The organism is Mesorhizobium sp. M0715 (genome assembly GCF_040320355.1).
Classification (GTDB): domain Bacteria; phylum Pseudomonadota; class Alphaproteobacteria; order Rhizobiales; family Rhizobiaceae; genus Mesorhizobium.
Map to the genome: position 1 here is coordinate 26,795 of NZ_JAMYPL010000028.1, position 18,742 is coordinate 45,536.

Annotated in this window: 15 protein-coding genes; 3 read left to right on the plus strand and 12 right to left on the minus strand. The window is 62.8% G+C overall.

From position 1 onward, the window contains the following. Positions 1 to 12: 12 nt before the first annotated feature. From NKI21_RS26845 to NKI21_RS26880, 8 genes are all read right to left on the minus strand, one after another. Positions 13 to 804: an ABC transporter permease gene (locus NKI21_RS26845; RefSeq protein WP_023759707.1), complete on the minus strand. Its 792-nt coding sequence runs from the start codon at positions 802 to 804 to the stop codon at positions 13 to 15. Further along, a complete protein-coding gene (locus NKI21_RS26850; RefSeq protein ID WP_023810098.1) occupies positions 801 to 1,715 on the minus strand; it encodes an ABC transporter permease in 915 nt (304 codons plus the stop codon). The genes NKI21_RS26845 and NKI21_RS26850 overlap by 4 nt, the downstream gene beginning before the upstream one ends. Before the next feature lie 63 nt (positions 1,716 to 1,778). After that, positions 1,779 to 2,885 carry an ABC transporter substrate-binding protein gene (locus NKI21_RS26855; RefSeq protein ID WP_127290572.1) on the minus strand — a complete coding sequence of 369 codons (1,107 nt, stop codon included), beginning with the start codon at positions 2,883 to 2,885 and terminating at the stop codon, positions 1,779 to 1,781. 242 nt (positions 2,886 to 3,127) lie between these two features. Continuing rightward, on the minus strand, positions 3,128 to 4,300 hold the full coding sequence (locus NKI21_RS26860) for an iron-containing alcohol dehydrogenase (RefSeq protein WP_352440920.1): 1,173 nt from the start codon (positions 4,298 to 4,300) through the stop codon (positions 3,128 to 3,130). 17 nt (positions 4,301 to 4,317) lie between these two features. Next, positions 4,318 to 5,706, minus strand: a complete 1,389-nt coding sequence (locus NKI21_RS26865; RefSeq protein WP_023810101.1) for an aldehyde dehydrogenase family protein — start codon at positions 5,704 to 5,706, stop codon at positions 4,318 to 4,320. A gap of 191 nt (positions 5,707 to 5,897) precedes the next feature. Next, positions 5,898 to 7,268, minus strand: a complete 1,371-nt coding sequence (locus NKI21_RS26870; RefSeq protein WP_352554228.1) for a glutamine synthetase family protein — start codon at positions 7,266 to 7,268, stop codon at positions 5,898 to 5,900. An 87-nt stretch (positions 7,269 to 7,355) separates the two neighbouring features. Further along, positions 7,356 to 8,918 carry an amino acid permease gene (locus tag NKI21_RS26875; RefSeq protein WP_023810103.1) on the minus strand — a complete coding sequence of 521 codons (1,563 nt, stop codon included), beginning with the start codon at positions 8,916 to 8,918 and terminating at the stop codon, positions 7,356 to 7,358. An 18-nt stretch (positions 8,919 to 8,936) separates the two neighbouring features. After that, positions 8,937 to 9,755, minus strand: coding sequence for an N-formylglutamate amidohydrolase (locus NKI21_RS26880; RefSeq protein WP_352868266.1), 819 nt, complete (start codon positions 9,753 to 9,755; stop codon positions 8,937 to 8,939). A 144-nt stretch (positions 9,756 to 9,899) separates the two neighbouring features. Here NKI21_RS26880 and NKI21_RS26885 point away from each other — a divergent pair, with 144 nt between their 5' ends. From NKI21_RS26885 to NKI21_RS26895, 3 genes are all read left to right on the plus strand, one after another. After that, positions 9,900 to 10,727: a MurR/RpiR family transcriptional regulator gene (locus NKI21_RS26885; RefSeq protein ID WP_023810105.1), complete on the plus strand. Its 828-nt coding sequence runs from the start codon at positions 9,900 to 9,902 to the stop codon at positions 10,725 to 10,727. Between the two features lie 193 nt (positions 10,728 to 10,920). Next, positions 10,921 to 12,081 (plus strand): efflux RND transporter periplasmic adaptor subunit, encoded by a 1,161-nt coding sequence (locus NKI21_RS26890; protein WP_352868269.1) that lies wholly within the window; start codon positions 10,921 to 10,923, stop codon positions 12,079 to 12,081. After that, entirely contained in the window at positions 12,078 to 15,209 is a 3,132-nt protein-coding gene (locus NKI21_RS26895) for an efflux RND transporter permease subunit (RefSeq protein WP_352868272.1), read from the plus strand. The genes NKI21_RS26890 and NKI21_RS26895 overlap by 4 nt, the downstream gene beginning before the upstream one ends. A 59-nt stretch (positions 15,210 to 15,268) precedes the next feature. Here NKI21_RS26895 and NKI21_RS26900 read toward each other — a convergent pair whose 3' ends face one another. Genes NKI21_RS26900 through NKI21_RS26915 form a run of 4 tightly spaced genes read right to left on the minus strand, consistent with a single transcriptional unit; the run spans position 15,269 to position 18,627 of the window. Continuing rightward, on the minus strand, positions 15,269 to 15,679 hold the full coding sequence (locus NKI21_RS26900; protein ID WP_127269060.1) for a GtrA family protein: 411 nt from the start codon (positions 15,677 to 15,679) through the stop codon (positions 15,269 to 15,271). Then, positions 15,676 to 16,485, minus strand: coding sequence for a ChbG/HpnK family deacetylase (locus NKI21_RS26905; RefSeq protein WP_128303153.1), 810 nt, complete (start codon positions 16,483 to 16,485; stop codon positions 15,676 to 15,678). Before NKI21_RS26905 ends, NKI21_RS26900 begins: the two co-directional genes overlap by 4 nt. After that, positions 16,482 to 17,471, minus strand: a complete 990-nt coding sequence (locus NKI21_RS26910; protein ID WP_128303154.1) for a glycosyltransferase — start codon at positions 17,469 to 17,471, stop codon at positions 16,482 to 16,484. The genes NKI21_RS26905 and NKI21_RS26910 overlap by 4 nt, the downstream gene beginning before the upstream one ends. Continuing rightward, positions 17,464 to 18,627 carry a glycosyltransferase 87 family protein gene (locus NKI21_RS26915; protein ID WP_128303155.1) on the minus strand — a complete coding sequence of 388 codons (1,164 nt, stop codon included), beginning with the start codon at positions 18,625 to 18,627 and terminating at the stop codon, positions 17,464 to 17,466. The genes NKI21_RS26910 and NKI21_RS26915 overlap by 8 nt, the downstream gene beginning before the upstream one ends. Positions 18,628 to 18,742: the final 115 nt, after the last annotated feature.

The window sequence follows — 18,742 nt, forward strand, 5'->3', positions numbered from 1 at the left end:
AGTACTTTTCGATCAGTTGGGACGGTTCGCGGATCTCGGCGCGAAGCGGGACAGTATCTGGATCAGCGACATGCAGCCCCAGGTGATGGCGAAGGCGATGATGGCAAGTGCCGCCGGCTCATAGGCGCGGTTGGCACCAATATTCTGCAGATAAGGGCCGAAGGCAGGCCGGTTGAGCAGGCTGGCCATGGTGAATTCGCCGATGACGATGGCGAAGGTGAGGAAGGCGCCCGAGAGCACCGCGATCAGCACGTTGGGCAGGATGACACGGGTGATGATGGTGCCCCAGCCAGCCCCAAGGATCTGGGCCGCTTCCGTCAAAGTGCGCACGTCGATTGTGCGAAGCCCGGTGTCGACGGCGCGATACATATAGGGCAGCGCCAGTGTCGCATAGCCGATGACCAACAAGGCATTGGTGCCTGTATCGGTCGCCAGAAACGGCAGCGGCGAATTCGACCCGTACATTCTGATGTAGCCGAAGACGATGACGATGGCTGGGATAACCAGCGGCAGCAGGGTAATGAACTCGACGATCGGCCGCAATTGCGGCAGCCGAAGCCGGATCCAATAAGCGGCGGGCACCACGATCAGCACACCGAGAATGATGGTGAAAACGGCGGCCAGTACCGAATAGCCGAAGGTGGCCTGGAAACGGGCGTCGCCCAACACGACCTTGTAGGCGTCGAAGGAGTACTCCCCGCGCCGCATGCGCATCGAGAACTCCACGGTCGCGATCAGCGGGATGAAAAAGTAGGCCGCGCCAAGAGCGAAGACGAGCCAGGCCCAGAACTTTCCCGACTTCATTTCAGCCACCTCTCGGAACGGGTCCGGAACCAGATGTAGAACACATTGGCAAGACCGGTGATGACGATCATGCCGAAGGCGATGGCATAGCCGAGATGGGCATTGTGCAGCACATCTCCACGGATCTGTGCATAAAGCAGGATCGGCACGATGTTGAGCGACGAGCCGGTCAGCGCATAGGCGGTGGCGATGGCGCCGAAGGCGTTGGCGAACAACAGGATTACGGTGCCGAGGAAACTCGGCCAGATCACCGGAATGACCACCATGCGCCAGTACTGGGACATGGTCGCGCCCAGCGTCGCGGCTGCCTCGCCCCATTCCTTCTTCAGCCCGTCGATGGCTGGCACGATGATCACCACCATCAGCGGTATCTGGAAATAGACATAGGTCAGTGTCAGGCCCCAGAATGACAGGATGTTGAAGCCATGCGCGTAGATGTTAAGGCCGAACACGGTGTTCAGGATCACCGTCGCAAGGCCGAGGCGGCCGAGCGTGGCGAGGAAGGCAAAGGCCAGCGGCACGCCGGCAAAATTGGAGGCCACACCGGAAAACGTCAGTGTCGCCGAACGTATCCAGTCCGGCAGGCCACCGCGCACGATGGCAATGGCAATCGCCAGGCCCGCGAATGCGCCAATCAGCGATGAAGCAAGACTGATCTTGATAGAAATCCAGTAGGCGGCAACGATGGACGGTTGCGCCAGCGCTGCGATGTTTTCGAGAGTGAATTCGCCGGCATCGTTCTGGAATGCACCCAGCATCAGATAGAGCGTGGGCAGGATGAGGAACATGATGGCGAAGATGAAGAACGGTGCAACGCCAAGCCACTGGGTCGGCAGCCGCATGCTGCGTGCCTCGGCGGGAGGCGCGGTCTTCCCGGTAACAGCGTGGTCGGACAATGAGATATCGGTCATGCGCCGGCTACCGTCTTCGAGAGAAGGACCGGGCGGCCGCGAGGCCGCCCGGCATGGTGTGAGTTACTTGACGTTGGCGCCGACGACGGCATCCCAGTTCTTGGTGATGGCTTCCTTGGACTTGCCCTGCTCGTCAAGCGTCGGGAACACGGCGGAAGCATAGGCTTCGGCCGGCGGCAGCTTGGCGAGGATGTCAGCCGGGATCTTGCCGTTCTTGGCGAGATCGTTGAAGCGGATCGGGTGGCAATAGCCTTTCAGCCAGCCGATCTGGCCTTCGTCCGAGTAGAGGTATTCGAGCCAGAGCTTGGCTGCATTCGGATGCGGCGCGTAGGCGCTGATCGCCTGCACATAGACACCGGCGACAACACCGGTCTTCGGCACGACGACGTCGACGGGCGGATTGCCCTTCAGCGTGTCGCGGCCGGCGAGCGCGTTGTAGTCCCAGGTGACGAGGATCGGGGTCTGGCCCTGGGCTAGCGTCGCGGCCTTGCCGATGACCGGCACGAAATTGCCGGCGGCATTGAGCTTCTTGAAGAAGTCGAGGCCCGCGGTGCCGGCAGCCTCACCGGCGGCGGCGCCTGACGACAGGCCGGCGGCATAAACCGCCTGGATCGCCTGGTTCGAGGCACGCGGATCACCGGCAAGGGCTACCGAGTTGGCGAATTCCGGCTTCAGCAGGTCGGCCCAGTCGGCCGGAGCTTCCTTGACGAGGTCCTTGTTCACCTGGAAGGAAAGCACGCCGTAATAGTCGCCGGTCCAGAAGCCTTCGGCATCCTTGGCGCTGTCGGGGATCGAGTCCCAGGTCGACACCTTGTAGGGCTGGATCAGGCCATCGGCCTTGGCGGTCGGACCGAAGGACAGGCCGACGTCGATGACGTCAGGCGCCTGCGGGCCCTTGTTGTCTTTGTTGGCCTTGATCGCCTCGATCTCGTCGCCGGAACCGGCATCGGGATTGAGTTCGTTGACGGTGATTTCCGGATACTTCGCCTTGAAGCCGGCGATGACGTCGCCGTAACCGCACCAGTCATGCGGCAGCGCGATGGTGGTGAGCTGGCCTTCCGCCTTGGCGGCCTTGACGAGATCGTCCAGCGAATCCGCGGACGAAATCACCGTCGACGCGAAAAGCGCCGCGGCCGAAAGGGAAAGCACTTTCCCCGTGAATTTGAACATGTGTTCTCTCCGTTGAACTGACGCCGTTGGACGCCTGCGATGCGGTATCGTTTTCATGTGACAGCCAGATGAAAGCTTTGTGAAAGCGGCTGCTCGCAGTGCGAAAAAGTAAACTCTTTTTAACCTGATGTAGCAATCGCTTCGGGATTCTTTTTCCGGCTAACTAATTTCTGCCTTGCCCGTCATCCTCCCCCTTTGTTTTCATAGCCCCTTTTCAGATCACTTTGCGTGCGGAAAACGCCTCAGACCGTGCCGGCGATGGCGTTTTCGAGCAACGTCAGCGCCGCCTTTTTGGTCAGCTTGACCGGGTTGCCGCCGGCAGTCGGATCGACCACCGCCATGTCGGCGATCAGCGTCTTACGCTTCTTGTCCATGTCGAGCCCCTTGATAAGGCCGGGCAGTGCATGCGGCACCTTCAGTTCCTTGCGAAGCTTGATGATGGCTTTGGCGAAGCCGTCGAAGCCGCCCTTGATGCCGCAATAGGCGGCGAGCCGGCCAATACGCTCCTCGATGGAGTCCCGGTTGAAGGCCAGAACATAGGGCATGAACACCGCGTTGGTCATACCGTGATGGGTGTCGTAGAGCGCGCCGACAGGGTGCGAAAGCGAATGGATGGCACCGAGCCCTTTCTGGAAGGCGGTGGCGCCCATGGCAGCGGCGCTCATCATATGGGCGCGCGCAACGAGATCCCTGCCGTTGGCATAGGCCTTGGGCAGGTTCTCGAAGACCAGCCGGACACCTTCGACAGCAATGCCGTCGGCCATCGGATGGTAGCCGGGCGCGCAATAGGCTTCGAGGCAATGGGCCAGCGCATCCATGCCGGTACCGGCGGTGATGAAGCCCGGCATGCCGACCGAAAGCTCCGGATCGGCAATGACGATAGCCGGCAACAATTTGGGATGGAAGATGACCTTCTTGGTGTGCGTGGCCTCATTGGTGATGACGCCGGCGCGGCCAACCTCCGATCCGGTCCCGGCGGTGGTCGGCACGGCGATGATCGGCGCGATGGCATCCGAGTTGGCGCGCGTCCACCAGTCGTCGACATCCTCGAAATCCCACACCGGCCGCGTCTGCCCGGCCTGGAAGGCGATCAGCTTGCCAAGATCGAGCGCCGAGCCGCCGCCGAAGGCGATGACGCCGTCATGCTTGCCCTTCTTGAACACGGCGATGCCGGCGGTCAGGTTGGATTCGACCGGGTTCGGCCTGACCTCGGAGAAAACGCCGTAAGGGACCTTCGCATCGTCGAGGATCTTCAAGGTCGAGGCGACGACCGGCAGTTTCGCCAGGCCCGGATCGGTGACGAACAACGGCCGCTTGATGCCGGTGGCCGTCAATACCTCGGGCAATTCCTTGATGCGACCGGCGCCGAAGCGGACGGTGGTGGGATAGTTCCATTTGGAGATCAGCTTGGACATTTTTGTCTTTCAATAAATCAGATGGCTTCGCGCAGATGGAAAGATTTCGGCCGGGTCAGATTATCGTAGCCGATGGCCGACAAGCCCGCACCCTTGCCGGTGTCCTTGACGCCGGTCCAGACCAAGGCCGGGTCAAGATAGTCGCAGCGGTTCATGAACACCGTGCCGGTTTCGACGCGGTTGCCGATCGCCACCGCATGCTCGGTATCGCGCGTCCAGATCGAAGCGGTCAGCCCGTAGGGGCTGTCGTTCATCAGCGCGATCGCCTCTTCGTCGTTGCGCACCTTCATGATGCCGACGATCGGGCCAAAGCTTTCCTCACGCATGACGCTCATCTGATGGTCGACTTCTGTCAGCACTTCCGGCGCCAGATAGGGCGAACCCGCCTTGTCGTTAGCCACCTTCATATTGATGTGCGCCTTGGCACCCTTGCGCAGCGCTTCGGCTTTCTGTTCGCGGATCAGGTCGGCGAAGCGCGCCTGCGCCATCGGTCCCATCGTCGTCGCCTGGTCGAGCGGGTTGCCGACGACATAGTTCTTGGTCTCGGCGATGAAGCCTTCGACGAATTCGTCATAGACCTTCTCGTGCACGTAGACACGTTCGATGCCGCAGCAGCACTGGCCGGAATTGTAGAAGGCGCCGTCGACCAGATTGGCGACCGCATGGTCCATCTTGGCGTCGGGCAGCACATAGGCCGGATCCTTGCCGCCAAGTTCGAGGCCGAGCGTCATGAAGGTCCCGGCCGCGGCCTTTTCGATGGCACGGCCGCCGCCGACCGAACCGGTGAAATTGACATGGTCGATCTTGCCCGAGCCGAGCAGTTTCTCGGTCTGGGCATGGTTGAGCACGACATTCTGGAATACGCCCTTGGGCAGGCCCGCTTTGTCGAAAGCCTGCTGAAAGCGCTCGCCGACCAGCAGCGTCTGCGCCGCATGCTTGAGGACCACGGTGTTGCCGGCCATCAGCGCCGGCACGATGGTGTTGACGGCGGTGAGGTAGGGATAGTTCCACGGCGCGATCACCATGACCACGCCAAGCGGATCCTTCTTCACATAGCGACGGAAGCCGTCCTTCGGGTTGGAGGCCGGCACCGCCTTGAGCGCCGCCTCGGCGATCTCGACCATGTAGGTGGTGCGCTCCTTGACACCACCGAACTCGCCGCCATAACGCACCGGGCGCCCCATCTGCCAGGCGATCTCCGGCACGATCTCGTCGGTCATCGCGACCAGCGCTTCCAGCATGGCCAGCATAAACTTGCCGCGCTCGACGATCGGCGTCTCAGCCCACTTCTCCTGCGCCGCCTTGGCACGCTCGACCGCGGCGTTGATCGCTTGGTCGGTCGCGATCGGCCGCTCGGCATAGATCGAGCCATCGATGGGGGATATGAGTTTGACCGTTTCGGTCATTTTGGAAGTCCTCGCATTCTACAACAAAGTCTTGTGGGCTGACGCTGCCCCTAATCCGCCTGCCGGCACCCCTCCCCGCATAGTGACGGGGAGAAGGATGGAGCTCCAGCGTCTTCGCCTCCTCTCCGTTTTCTTCACACGGAGAGGAAGGGTAAGGGACGGCGCCGACGGCGCCGACGAACAGTCGATAACTAGTACCGCTCGAACCCTCTGTGCAGTTCCCAATCTGTAATGCGGCGGTCGTATTCGAACTGCTCCCACTTTGCGGTGTGGACATAGTGTTCGAGCACATCCTCGCCGAGCGCCTGCTTGAGCATCTTCGACTTCGCCAGCGTGTCGGTCGCATCGCGGAGCGTCTTCGGGATCTCCGGCAGGCGCGATGCCTGATAGGCATCGCCGACGAACGGCTTCTGCAATTCCAGCTTCTCGTCGATGCCCGCGAGGCCTGCGGCGATCAGCGCGGCGAACGCAAGATACGGGTTGAGGTCGGCGCCGCCGATGCGGCATTCCATGCGGATGCCCTTGGTGCCCTCGCCGCACAGGCGGAAGCCGGCGGTACGGTTGTCCTCGCTCCACATGATCTTAGTCGGCGCGAAGGTGCCGGCCTGGAAGCGCTTGTAGGAGTTGATATAGGGCGCCAGGAACCAGGTGAATTCCTTGGCGTATTTGAGCTGGCCGGCGGCCCATTGCTGGCCAAGCGTCGACAGCGTCCAGTCGGCCGTCTTGTCGAAGAACAGCGGTGTCTTGCCGTCGGCGCTCCACAGCGAATTGTGGATGTGGCTGGAATTGCCGGCGAGCCCGTAATTATACTTGGACATGAACGAAATCGCCTTGCCCTCGGACTCGGCGATTTCCTTGGCGCCGTTCTTCAGGATGACGTGGCGGTCGGCCATGTCGAGCGCCTCGGCATAGCGCACATTGATCTCTTCCTGGCCCGGACCCCACTCGCCCTTGGAATTTTCGATCGGGATGCCGGCCGCTTCCATCTCATTGCGAAGCCGGCGCATGACGCCTTCTTCCTTGGTGGTGATGCCGATCTGGTAGTCGCCGATATAGGGCGATGCGGTGTCGAGACCCTGCCAGTGCTTCTTTCGGGCAGAATCGTATGTCTCGTTGAACAGATAGAATTCGAGCTCGGAAGCGAAATAGCCGATATAGCCGCGCTCGCTCAGCCGCTTGACCTGCTTCTTGAGGATGGCGCGCGGCGAGTGCGGCAGGTCATCATGGGTGTGGTGGTCGAGCACGTCGCAGATCACGAGTGCGGTCTTTTCCAGCCAGGGAATGCGCCGCAGCGTGGCGAGATCCGGCTTCATGACGAAATCGCCATAGCCCTTCGACCAGCTCGCGGCCTTGTAGCCCGGCACCGGTTCCATATCGATGTCGGCCGCCAGCAGATAGTTGCAGCCATGCGTTTCGTCATGCGCGGAATCGATGAAGTACTGCGCCAGGAAGCGTTTTCCCGCCAACCGTCCCTGCATGTCGACGATGCAGGCCAGCACGGTGTCGATCTCACCGCTGGAGACCGCTTTCTTCAACTGATCGAACGAGAAATTTCCGGCCATTCCTTTGGCACTCCAGCACTTGTCGATTGAAAGGGATAAACGTAGCCATGGCCGGCGCGAGGCCGGCCATGGCCATATAGGGCGATATCAGGCGCCAGCTTCGCCGATAGCCACCTCGGCTGCCCTGATCGCGGCCTGGCGTTTGGCAATCTGGTCACCGATCGGCGGACCCTGGAAGCGGCGGTTCTCGAAACCGAACCAAAGCACGGCGGTCAGCAAGATGAAGCCTATGGTGATGTAAAGCACCTTGTCGTTCGGCGGCTGGATGGCGATGTAGAAGATGATCACCATGCCGACAATCGACAGCGCACAGAAGAGCTTGAACAGTCCGGCGCCCAGGTTCCACGGGCCAGGATTGGGCCACTTGGCCGTGCCGAATGCGACCATGCCGAGTGCGATCGGGATGGTGAACGACAGGAACAGGAACACCAGCGTCGAATTGACGACGATGGTGTAGATGTTGGTGCCGCCGATCGAAATAAACTGGGCAAGGAACACATAAAGGATCTCGAGGATCGCGGCCGTCCAGATCGCATTGACCGGCGTGCGCCAGGTCGGGTTGACCTTGGCGAGAGCCGCGGAGCCAACAGGCATGCCGCCGTCGCGAGAGAAGGCGAACAGCATGCGCGAAGCCGAGGTCACGGTGGCGAGGCCGCAGAGGAATTGCGAGATCAGGATTGCAAAATAAAGCAGTTCCTTCAGCCACACCGGCAGGATTGCATCCATTGTCGAGAAGAATACGCTCCATCCCTGCTTGGCGCCGGCAGCCAGGTCCGGGATCGCGAGAACGATTGCGCACAGCATCACCCAGCCGATCAGCGACGACCACAGCACCGACGAAACGATCGCCCGCGGGACGGAGTGTGCTGCCTTGACGGTCTCCTCGGAGGTGTGGGCCGAGGCGTCATAGCCGGTGATGGTATAGACGGGCAGAAGCAGGCAGAGCAGGAACAGGTAGCTCATGGAGTCGGTTTGCGGAAAAACACCGCCGCCCGCATCGCCTGAATAGTTGGTGAACGTCCACAGCCGGCTGATGTCGATCGCCGGTGCGAACACCAGGCAGGCCACGATCAGCACTGCTGTTGCGCCCAGGATAAGAAAGCCCGAAGCATCGGTGAGCATTGCCGTCAGTTTGATGCCGAAATGGTTGAACAGCGCCTGCAGCACGGTGATGAAGGCGACGAACCCGACGATTTCGCCCGGCGTGCCGGTGATGCCAAACCAGCTTCCGAACGTTCCAACGAAGAAGAAAGCGGTGCCGATGTTGATGGCGCCGAGCACGGTGATCAGGCCGAACAGGTTTAGCCAGGCCGTCAGCCAGCCGGTGAAGCGGTTGCCGAGGATCGACGACCAGTGATAGAGGCCGCCGGCGGTCGGAAATGCCGAGGCGATCTGCGCCATGGCAAGGGCGAAGAAGCCCGACACGCAGCAGCCGACGATCCAGCCGATGCCCGCACCTGCGCCGCCGATCGACGATGTGGCTTGCGCGAAGGAGTTGATGCCGCCCGAAAGGATGCAGATGATCGAGAACGATATCGCGAAATTCGAGAAGCGGCTCATGCTTCGCGACAGTTCCTGGGCATAGCCCATGCCATGGAGAACCTTCAGGTCCTCCTTCTTGTCAACGTCCGTATAATCCGGTCCTGCCATTTTCATTCCCCTGTGGTTCTAATTGGCCGATTGAACTGACTTTCCGACTGAATGCGATCTGGAATATCCGGCCTCCTCTGGCTCCAGATCCGAAAAAATGCCCGTGAGCAGATCCGCCCATTTCCGCTGCCCGGTCTCGCCGGCGATTTCGTCGTTGCGGATTTCGATCATCGCGCAGGGCAGGCCGCGCGAGCGCGCATGCCGTTCCAGCGTGAAATAGACGCGGTCATCAGGCGAATAAGGCTCGTTGACGCCGACGGTGACGCCGGCAAGCCGCTTAAGTGCCGATATCAGCGGCGCCGCCAGCCGGCGATCCTCGTCGTGGATGATGCCGATATGCCAGGGCCGGTTTTTGGATTTATAGACCGGCGTGAAGGAGTGGACCGAAACCAGCCGCGTTTGCTGACCATGTGACAGCCTGTTTTCGATGATACCGGCAATCGTGTCGTGGAACGGCTGCCATGACAGGGCAACACGCGCCGCCCGCTCGCTCTCCGACAGGCCGGCATTGCCCGGTATGGCCGTTGTCTCACTGACCGGCGGCACCAGGTCGGGCGCGTCGAGTGGCCGGTTGCAGTCGATGACAAGGCGAGAAATACGAGTTTCCACCAGCGTCGCGTCGAGCGCCTGCGCCATGCGGCGGGCAACCGGCAGCGCGCCGGGATCCCAGGCGATGTGACGGGACAGGTCCTCGGCGGCAAGGCCGAGCGTACCGAATTCGGCCGGCAGGAAGTTCGAGGCGTGATCGCAAGTCAGCACGAAAGGGCTCGATCCGCCGGGGTTCGTCACCCTTACGGTATCAGACGATGCAAGGCTGGCGGGCCGTGCTTTCTCCATACTGTGCCGTCCCCGGGGAGCGCTGTATCGTATGTTACGTATTTTGCCTCATTGCGTCCCTGTGGATGATTTCATACAGTTTGTCCGGCTTTGTCAAATGCGATCTCGGAAAAGGCCTTCGGCCGGGCCAGGGGTGGGGAAAACATGATTTCCAGCATTGCCGAACTGATCGCCGATCGCCTCGGCACGATGCCGGCCGGCGAACGGCGCGCGGCCCAGACACTGATCGCCAACTATCCGATGATCGGCCTGAAAACGGTCGCTGAATTCTCGGCCGCGGCGGGCGTCTCTTCGCCGACGATCCTGCGTTTCGTCGCCCGGCTGGGCTTTCAGAACTATCCGGAATTCCAGTCGAGCCTGCAGGACGAACTGGCGGCGCAACTGCAATCGCCGGCGACAAGGACACTCAACCCGCCCTCGCCTGGCGGCGGCACGGTGTCGCCGATGCTGGAAGCGACGCTCGACAACATGCGCGAGACGTTCAGACACCTGTCCGACAGGCAGCTTGCCGACATCGCCGCCCGGCTAGCGGACCGGCGCGGCAAGACCTTCCTGATCGGCGGCCGCTTCACCGATCCGCTGGCGCGCTACATGGCCGCCCACCTCGCCGTCATCCAGCCGGATGTCTTTCACCTCGCCGGGCAGGAGAGCATGTGGCGCGACCGATTGATCGACATGGGCAAGCGCGACGTGCTGGTGATCTTCGACATCAGGCGCTATCAGGACAGCCTCGTCCGCTTCGCCGAAAAGGCGCATCAGCGTGGCGTCCAGATCGTGCTGTTCACCGACCAGTGGCTGTCGCCGATCGCCCGCTTTGCTCGTCATGTTATCGCCGGACGAACCGCGGTGCCGTCGGCATGGGACTCTTCGGCTGCCCTTTTCGTCGTCGCCGAAACGCTGATCGGCGCCGTCACCAGGCAACTGGAAGCAGAAGGCGCCAAACGCATTCGCGAGATGGAAAGTCTGCGTTAGTGCCTGTGTGATGATCCAAAGCGTTATGCATATTTTCTCAAACGTTACATATATTTAATGTGCGCAGCCCCCGGAGAATTGTCATAAAGACGCGATATCGAGGCGGCTTCTTTGCCTTACAATAGCCTCGCTGCGTCTGCTTCATTTCGGGAAACCGGTAGACGGAAGGATTGTTTTACCAACCGGAGTGCCGATGGCCGCCTGGAAACAGATACTTTTTGCACTTGTGGTGCTGGTGGTGGCGGCAGCCGCCTGGCTGCGCTTTTATCCCAGCGCGCCGGACGTGCTGGCACGTTGGGGCATCGACTGGGCCTACGCGGCAACGCCCCCGGCTGCAAGCGGCGCCGCGAACGCGAGGCAGGCAGACGGCCGCGACGGCAACCAGCCGGTGAACGTGGGCGCCCTGGCGGCCACTTCGGCTGTTATCAACGATCGCCTGCAGGCGATCGGCACCGGCCGTGCCAACGCCTCGGTGACCGTCAATCCCTACAACTCCGGCCGCCTCGCCGAACTGCTGGTCGAATCCGGCAGCCATGTCGATAAGGGACAGATCCTCGCCACCCTCGATTCCGAGACCGAAGTGATCTCTCAGGACCGTGCCAAGCTGGCCTTGCAGGACGCGCAATCCAAGCTCGACCGCGTCAAGTCGCTTCGTGCCTCCAATGCCGCGACCCCGGTGGCCGTGGCTGACGCCGAGGTGGTGCTGGCGGGCGCCAAGCTGGCGCTTCAGGACGCGGAACTTGCACTGCAGCGCCGGTCGATTCTGGCGCCGATCGCCGGCACCGTCGGCATCCTGCCGATCTCGGCCGGCAATTATGTCACCAACCAGTCGGCCATCGCCACGCTCGACGACCGGTCCTCTATCCTGGTCGACTTCCTGGTGCCCGAGCGCTTCGCCGCCGCCGTCAAGGTCGGTGCGCAATTGACGGCGACGCCGATCGCCAATCCCAGCAACGCCTATAGCGGCACCGTTTCGGCCATCGACAACCACATCGATGAAAAGAGCCGCACCCTGCTGGTCAAGGCCAAGATCGCCAACCCGGCGGATTCACTGCGCGCCGGCATGTCGTTCGGCATCACCATGAAATTTCCGGGGCAAACCTATCCGGCCGTCAGCCCGCTGGCGATCCTGTGGGGGGCGGACGGCGCCTATGTCTGGCAGATCGAGGACGGCAAGGCCAGGCGGGTCCCGGTGCGCATCGTACAGCGCAACACCGAGACCGTGCTGATCGACGCCGAGATCGACAATGGCGACATGGTGGTCACAGAAGGCACCCAGAGCGTCAGCGAGGGCGGCGCGGTCCGCCTCGCCGGCGAAGAGCAGCGCGCGGCGGACGCGGCCCAAGGCTCATGACCGGAACCATCAACGCCGCCAGCGATACCGGCTTCACCGCGCTGTTCATCCGCAGGCCGGTGATGGCCTTCGTGCTGAACACACTGATTGCGGTCGCCGGCCTGGCCGCCTTCTACGGCGTCGAAATCCGCGAACTGCCGGACGTCGATCGCGCGGTCGTCACTGTTTCCACCACCTTCGAGGGCGCGGCGGCCGAGACCGTCGACCGCGAACTGACCGACACGATCGAGGGCGCCGTCGCCCGCGTCTCAGGCGTCAAGTCGATCTCGTCGTCTTCCTCGTTCGGCTCGAGCCGCGTCACCATCGAGTTCAACGACGGCGTCGATCTGAATGTCGCCGCCTCGGACGTGCGCGATGCCGTCGGCCGCGTCGCCAACCAGATGCCGGACACCGCCGATCCGCCGCGCATCGTCAAGGCCGACGCCAATTCCGACGCGGTGATGCGACTGGCGGTGACCTCGGACGACATGTCGATCCAGGACATGACCGTGGTGGTCCAGGACCAGATCGAGGACGAGCTGGCCGCCGTGCCCGGCGTTGCCGATGTCCAGGCCTATGGCGACCGCGACAAGATCTTTCGCATCGACGTCGACCAGAACAAGCTGGCCAGCCTCGGCTTCACGGTCGCCGACCTCAGGGCCGCCCTTGCCTCGGTCGCCTTCGATTCCCCCGCCGGTTCGATCACCACGACCAACCAGGACCTGATCGTCCGCACGACTGCCGACGTCACCACGCCGGAAGAGTTCGAAAACATCATCATCGGCGGCACGACGCGCATTCGCGACGTCGCCACCGTCACGCTCGGCCCCGACGTCGGCCAGACCACATTGCGTTCGGATGGCAAGACCGGCATCGGCATCGGCATCATCCGCCAGGCGGAATCGAATACGTTGGACATCTCGACCGGTGTCCAGGCCGCCGTCGCCAAGCTGCAGGAAAACCTGCCCAAGGGCATGTCGATCAAGATCACCAGCGACGACGCCGTCTTCGTCAAGGGCGCGGTGCACGAGGTCGAGATCGCGCTCGGCCTGTCGGTGACCATGGTGCTGATCGTCATCTATGTGTTTCTCCTCGACTGGCGCGCGACGCTGATCCCCGGCCTGTCGATGCCGGTCGCCATGATCGGCACCATCGCCGCCATCTATCTGGCCGGCTTCTCGGTCAACATCCTGACCCTGCTCGCTCTGGTGCTGGCGACCGGTCTGGTCGTCGACGACGCCATCGTCGTGCTCGAAAACATCGTGCGACGACGCAACGAAGGCATGGGGCCGCGCGCCGCCGCCGTGCTCGGCGCGCAGGAGGTGTTCTTCGCCGTCATCGCCACCACCTTGACGCTGGTCGCCGTCTTCGTGCCGATCTCGTTCCTGCCCGGCCAGACCGGCGGCTTGTTCCGCGAATTCGGCTTCGTGCTTGCCATGTCGGTGCTCTTGTCCTGCGTGGTGGCGCTGACGCTGTGCCCAATGCTCGCCTCGCGCATGCTGACCAGCGCATCGCTCCACCACGAAGGTGGCCATGGCATCGGCGCCCGCATCGGCGGCGCGCTCAATACGGCCTACAAGCGCAGCCTGCACGCCTGCCTCGACGCGCCATGGATCGTGCTTCTGGTCGCGGTGCTGTTCGCCGGCACCGCCTTCACGCTGTTCGGCACCATCCGCCAGGAGCTGACGCCGACCGAGGACCGCGCCGCCGTGCTTCTGCGCATCAGCGCCCCGCAAGGCGTCAGCCTCGACTACACAACGCAGCAGATGCAGAAGATCGAGAGACTGATCCAGCCGATGCGCGATTCCGGCGAGATCCGCAGCACTTTCGAAAATGCCGGCCAGAACGGCTCCTACAACTCCGGCTTCATGGTGATGACGCTGGCGCCGTGGAACGAGCGCAGCCGCAGCCAGCAGGAGATCATGGCCGAGATCAGCCAGTTGACCAGGCAGGTGCCGAGCGTGCGCATCTTCCCGGTGCAGCCCAACAGCCTCGGTATCCGTGGCGCCGGCAACGGCCTGCAGTTCGCGCTGGTCGGCAACGACCGCAAGGCACTCGGCGATGCCGCCGTGAAGATCATCGCCGAGATGCAGAAGGACCCGCGCTTCCAGACACCGCGCCTGTCCATCGACCCGACGCAGCCGCAGCTAGCCGTGGCCATCGACCGCGAGCGCGCCTCCGACCTCGGCATCGACATATCAGGACTGGCCAACACCTTGCAGGCCATGCTCGACGGCAACGACGTCGTCGACGTCTACATCGCCGACCGCAGCTACGGCGTGAAGCTGGTCTCGACCACCAATCCGATCAACGATCCGACGGATCTGGAAAACATCTTCCTGAAAACAGCCGACGGACGTTTCGTGCCGATGTCGACCATCGCCACGCTGACCGAACGCGCCGTGCCACCGTCGCTGTCGCGCGAACAGCAGCAGCCCTCTGTGGCGATCACCTCCAACCTCAGCGGCGACTTCGCGCTTGGCGACGCGCTCACCCGCGCCGAGCAAATCGCCACACCGCTGCTGCCGCCAGGCAGCCGCATCCTGCCCCTGGCCGAGGCGGCGACGCTAGGCGAGACCAACAGCGCCATGGTCACCATTTTCGGCTTCGCGCTGGTCATCATCCTTTTGGTGCTGGCCGCCCAGTTCGAAAGTTTTGTCAGCGCCGTCATCATCATGGCGACGGTGCCGCTCGGGCTGGCCTGTGCGATTTTCGCGCTTCTCCTCTCGGGCACCAGTCTCAACGCCTACAGCCAGATCGGCCTGGTGCTTTTGGTCGGCGTCATGGCCAAGAACGGCATCCTGATCGTCGAATTCGCCAACCAGTTGCGCGACCGCGGGCTTGGCGTGCGCGAGGCGATCGAACAGGCCTCGATCATCCGCGTGCGGCCGGTAATGATGACGATGATCTGCACCGTGCTCGGCGGCCTGCCGCTGGTGCTGGCGAGCGGTGCCGGTGCCGAGGCGCGCGTCGCGCTCGGCTGGGTCATCGTCGGCGGCCTGGGGCTGGCCACCGTCTCGACGCTGTTCCTGACGCCGGTCGCCTATCTCCTGCTTGGCCGCTTCGTCACGCCGAAGACCCACGAGGAAGCCCGACTGAAGCGCGAGTTGGAGGAAGCCGCCTATACCAATGTGGAGCCGGCAGAATAGAAATTCCAGGAAAGTGTGTAGCGGTTTTTCACGGAATTTCGTAAGAAAAATAATTCCACCTATCTCAAGAACCGGCCTTCGATCGACCAGCGCGCGGCGAGGAAATTCAGCACCGCCGCCACCACGACGCCGCCGATTTTCGCCGGCCACACCCCGATGATGCCGGCGAATAGCGCGATCGAGAGGCTGGAGACACCGAGCGAAATCAGCGCTCCAAGCGTGGCGAAACGAAGGAACGCGTCATGCAGCCGGATGGCTCGATTGCGCTCGAACGACCACAAGCCGTTCGCCGCGAAGGAAAAGGTGACGGCGACGAACCAGGCAGCGATGTTGGCCGGCACCGGCGGAACCCCGAGCTTGAGCAGCAGGAAGAAGCTGGCAAGGTCGATGGCCGTGTTCGCCAGTCCGACAATGGCGAAGCGGACGATCTTGCTGCCGGCCGAACGCTGGGGCCGATCGGCGTCGCTCATCTCTTGCCGTCCAAGATCTCGACGCCGGCGCGGGCCAGACCAGCGCCGAATTCGTCCGATGCGAGGGCCGCGAATTCCACCTCGCGCACATCTTGCATGGTGTCGCGCGCGCGCAGCGTCTCGTCGACATGGCCGGGATGGCACATGAACAGCCCTCGCTCCGGCAACCCTTCGACGGCCGCCTGCAGAACCGCAGCGAACTTTTCGGGCTGTCGCCAGTCATAGATGCCGGCGAGCGGCTGGAAAACGATGAAGCCCGCGCGCTGCATCGAGCGGTTGAACCCGGCAGCCAGCGCGGCAATCGCGGCGACTTTCGCTCCCGCGGCCAGCGCCGGGGCGCCGCGCAGGGCCGGCCTGTCGGCGCCTTCTGGAAAACGCGTGCGCAGCCATGTGCGCACGACGGGAAGGAAATGCACATGCTGGTGCCCATCGACGAAATCGGGGCGGCGGCCAAGCGCCTCGACGAAGCGGCTGTACTGGGCGTCAAGCTCGGCATGGACATGGCGATCGCCGATGCGGCCGCGCAGAACAGGTAAGGCCAGTGCGCGGAGCGGTGGCAGCCGGCCTTCCGGCGCCAGGGCCGACCGGCCGGTGACGGCCAACTGGTCGGTCAAGGTGAGGTGCAGCCCGACAGCGGCCCGGCCGCACAGCGGTTTTATGCGCTCTGCCTGCTTTGCCCACTCGGGAAAGCCGGTCATGCAGCTGGTGCCGGTCAGGCGCCCCCGATCGAGAAGATCGAGAATCCCGGCGGAAACGCCAGGCGCCAGGCCGTAATCGTCAGCGATCAGGCGAATGCGCCGCGTCATCTGTTCGAAGTGCCCGACTCCGGCCGGTCGGCGGGGGCCTCGCTGCGCACGACATCGCGCACGAGATAGACCGGCCGATCCTTGCTCTCGCTGAGCGTCACCCAGACATATTCGCCGATCAGGCCAAGCAGGGTCAGGTTGAGGCCGCCGAGCAGAACGACGGCAACCAGCAGGCTGGGGTAGCCCGGAACGGCAATGCCGTAGAAGATCACCTCGAAGAACACCTTGGCGCCATAGAGCGCGCCGGCCACCGCCGCGAGCAGCCCGCTAAGACTGATCAGGCGTAGCGGAATGACGGAGAACGAGGTGAACCCCTCCAGCGAGAAGGCGATGAGGTTGAGCCGGCTCCATTTCGATGTGCCGCTGGCGCGGCCTTCCGGCGAATAGGGCAAAGCTTTCTGACGAAAGCCCGCCCAGGCAAACAGGCCCTTGTTGAAGCGACGCTTGTCACGCAGGCTGGTCAGTGCGCGCGCCACGGCGCCGCGCATGACGCGAAAATCGCCGGCATTTTCGGGAATGTCGAAACGCTGGCTGCTGTTGATCAGGCTGTAGAAAAGCCGTGCAAGCTGGCTGCGCCGCCAACTCGCCTCGCGGCGGTCGTTCTGGGCATAGACGACGTCGATGTCGGGATGGTCCACCAGCTCGGCGATCAGCTTCAGGCTGATGTCCAGGGAATGCTGGAGGTCGGCGTCCATGATCAGCACCATGTCGCCGCGCGACTGGTCGAGGCCGGCGAGTACAGCGACTTCCTTGCCGAAATTGCGGCTGAGGCGCACGATCTCCCACGATCCCGTCAGCGCTTGCGAAAATCGTCCAGCGCCATCGTCACCGCTGCCGTCATCGACCAGGATCTTGTGCACGGTCATGCCGAAGCGCTGTGCCACGGCCGCTTCGAGCTCGCCTAGCAGGCGCGCGAAGGCCGATGCCGATGCCGCCTCGTTGAAGAATGGCGCAACGATATCGAGGCTCTGTCGCAACTCAGCCATTCGCGACTCCCGCATTCACCACCTTTTCCCGTGCCTTGGCCCAGAACCACCAGATCAGCGAACCGGCGATGAAAGTGACGGCGACCGGCCGGAACCAGGGGAAGAGGAAATCGTGCACATGGCGCTCGACGCCGCTCAGCCCGGTCACGAACAGCGTCATCGACAGCACCGAGGCGAGGACGCCGCCCCGTTCTTCGCGCCACAACAGGGCGATGGCAAGACCGGCTGGTACCGCGATCATGGCAAAGGTGTTAGGTTCGACGCGCGGGTTGAAGACGCACATGTAGAAGGTGGCCGTCAGGAAGATCGCCAGCGCCGCCTTTCCCTGTTCGAACCTGCGGTCGAACCAGATGACGGCTGAAAGCGTAAGCAGGGCCATGACCATGCGCACGATCGTTGCGCCGAATTCCGGTATCGGCAGCCCTATCGTGGTGAACGGTGCCGTGAAATCGGTGGACACGAAATGGCTGGTGTTCTCGACGGCCATGGAGGTCAACATCTGGGCGAAGACACGATACTGATCGTTGAGATAGCCGGCGGGAGCAAAAGCGTAAGGCAGTGCGAGCACGAACAGCACCGCCAGCACCAGCACCGGTATCAACCGGAGCCGAAGGGCTCCTACCAACAACAGCATTATGATCGCGGTCGGCTTGGCGATGATGGCGAGCGAAGCCCAGAAGAACGTCTCCGCCCGTCGTCCTTCCAGCGCCGACAATGTGAGAAGCCAGCAAGCGCCGGTCAAAAGGATCGTCGCCTGGCCGTTGCGGATCGCGCCGAGCGCCATCGGCACAGCGAGGAAGAGGCCGAAAGAAAGCAGCCACATCAACTCGTCACCACCGAGCTTGCGCACCTGCCGCATCGCGGCATAGGTCAGCACCGCAAACCCGAGGGAGTGCCACATCACGCCGCCCAGATGCGGACCGAGCTTGACTATTGGAGTGTAGAGCGCGGCGAAGGCCGGCGCGTAGAGATACCCCATCTCGGATTGGGTATCGTAGAGTGGCAGACCGGCCAGAAGCGCCTCGCTGCCATCTATATAGGCCTTCCATACCGTCCGCGTGTACGGCGACCACAGGACCATGGCAAGAACGACCAGGAACGCTCCGATCCACAGGCCAAACCCTAAACGGTCGAAAACCGGCTTGGAAATCGTCATCAAGGCGCACCCCACACAATCCCGGAACAAGCTCAGTCCAGCCTGTCCCGGCATTCGATGGCGGCGGCATATCACGGACGCAGCGGCGTGGCATAGGGGGCTTGATGGACGCGGA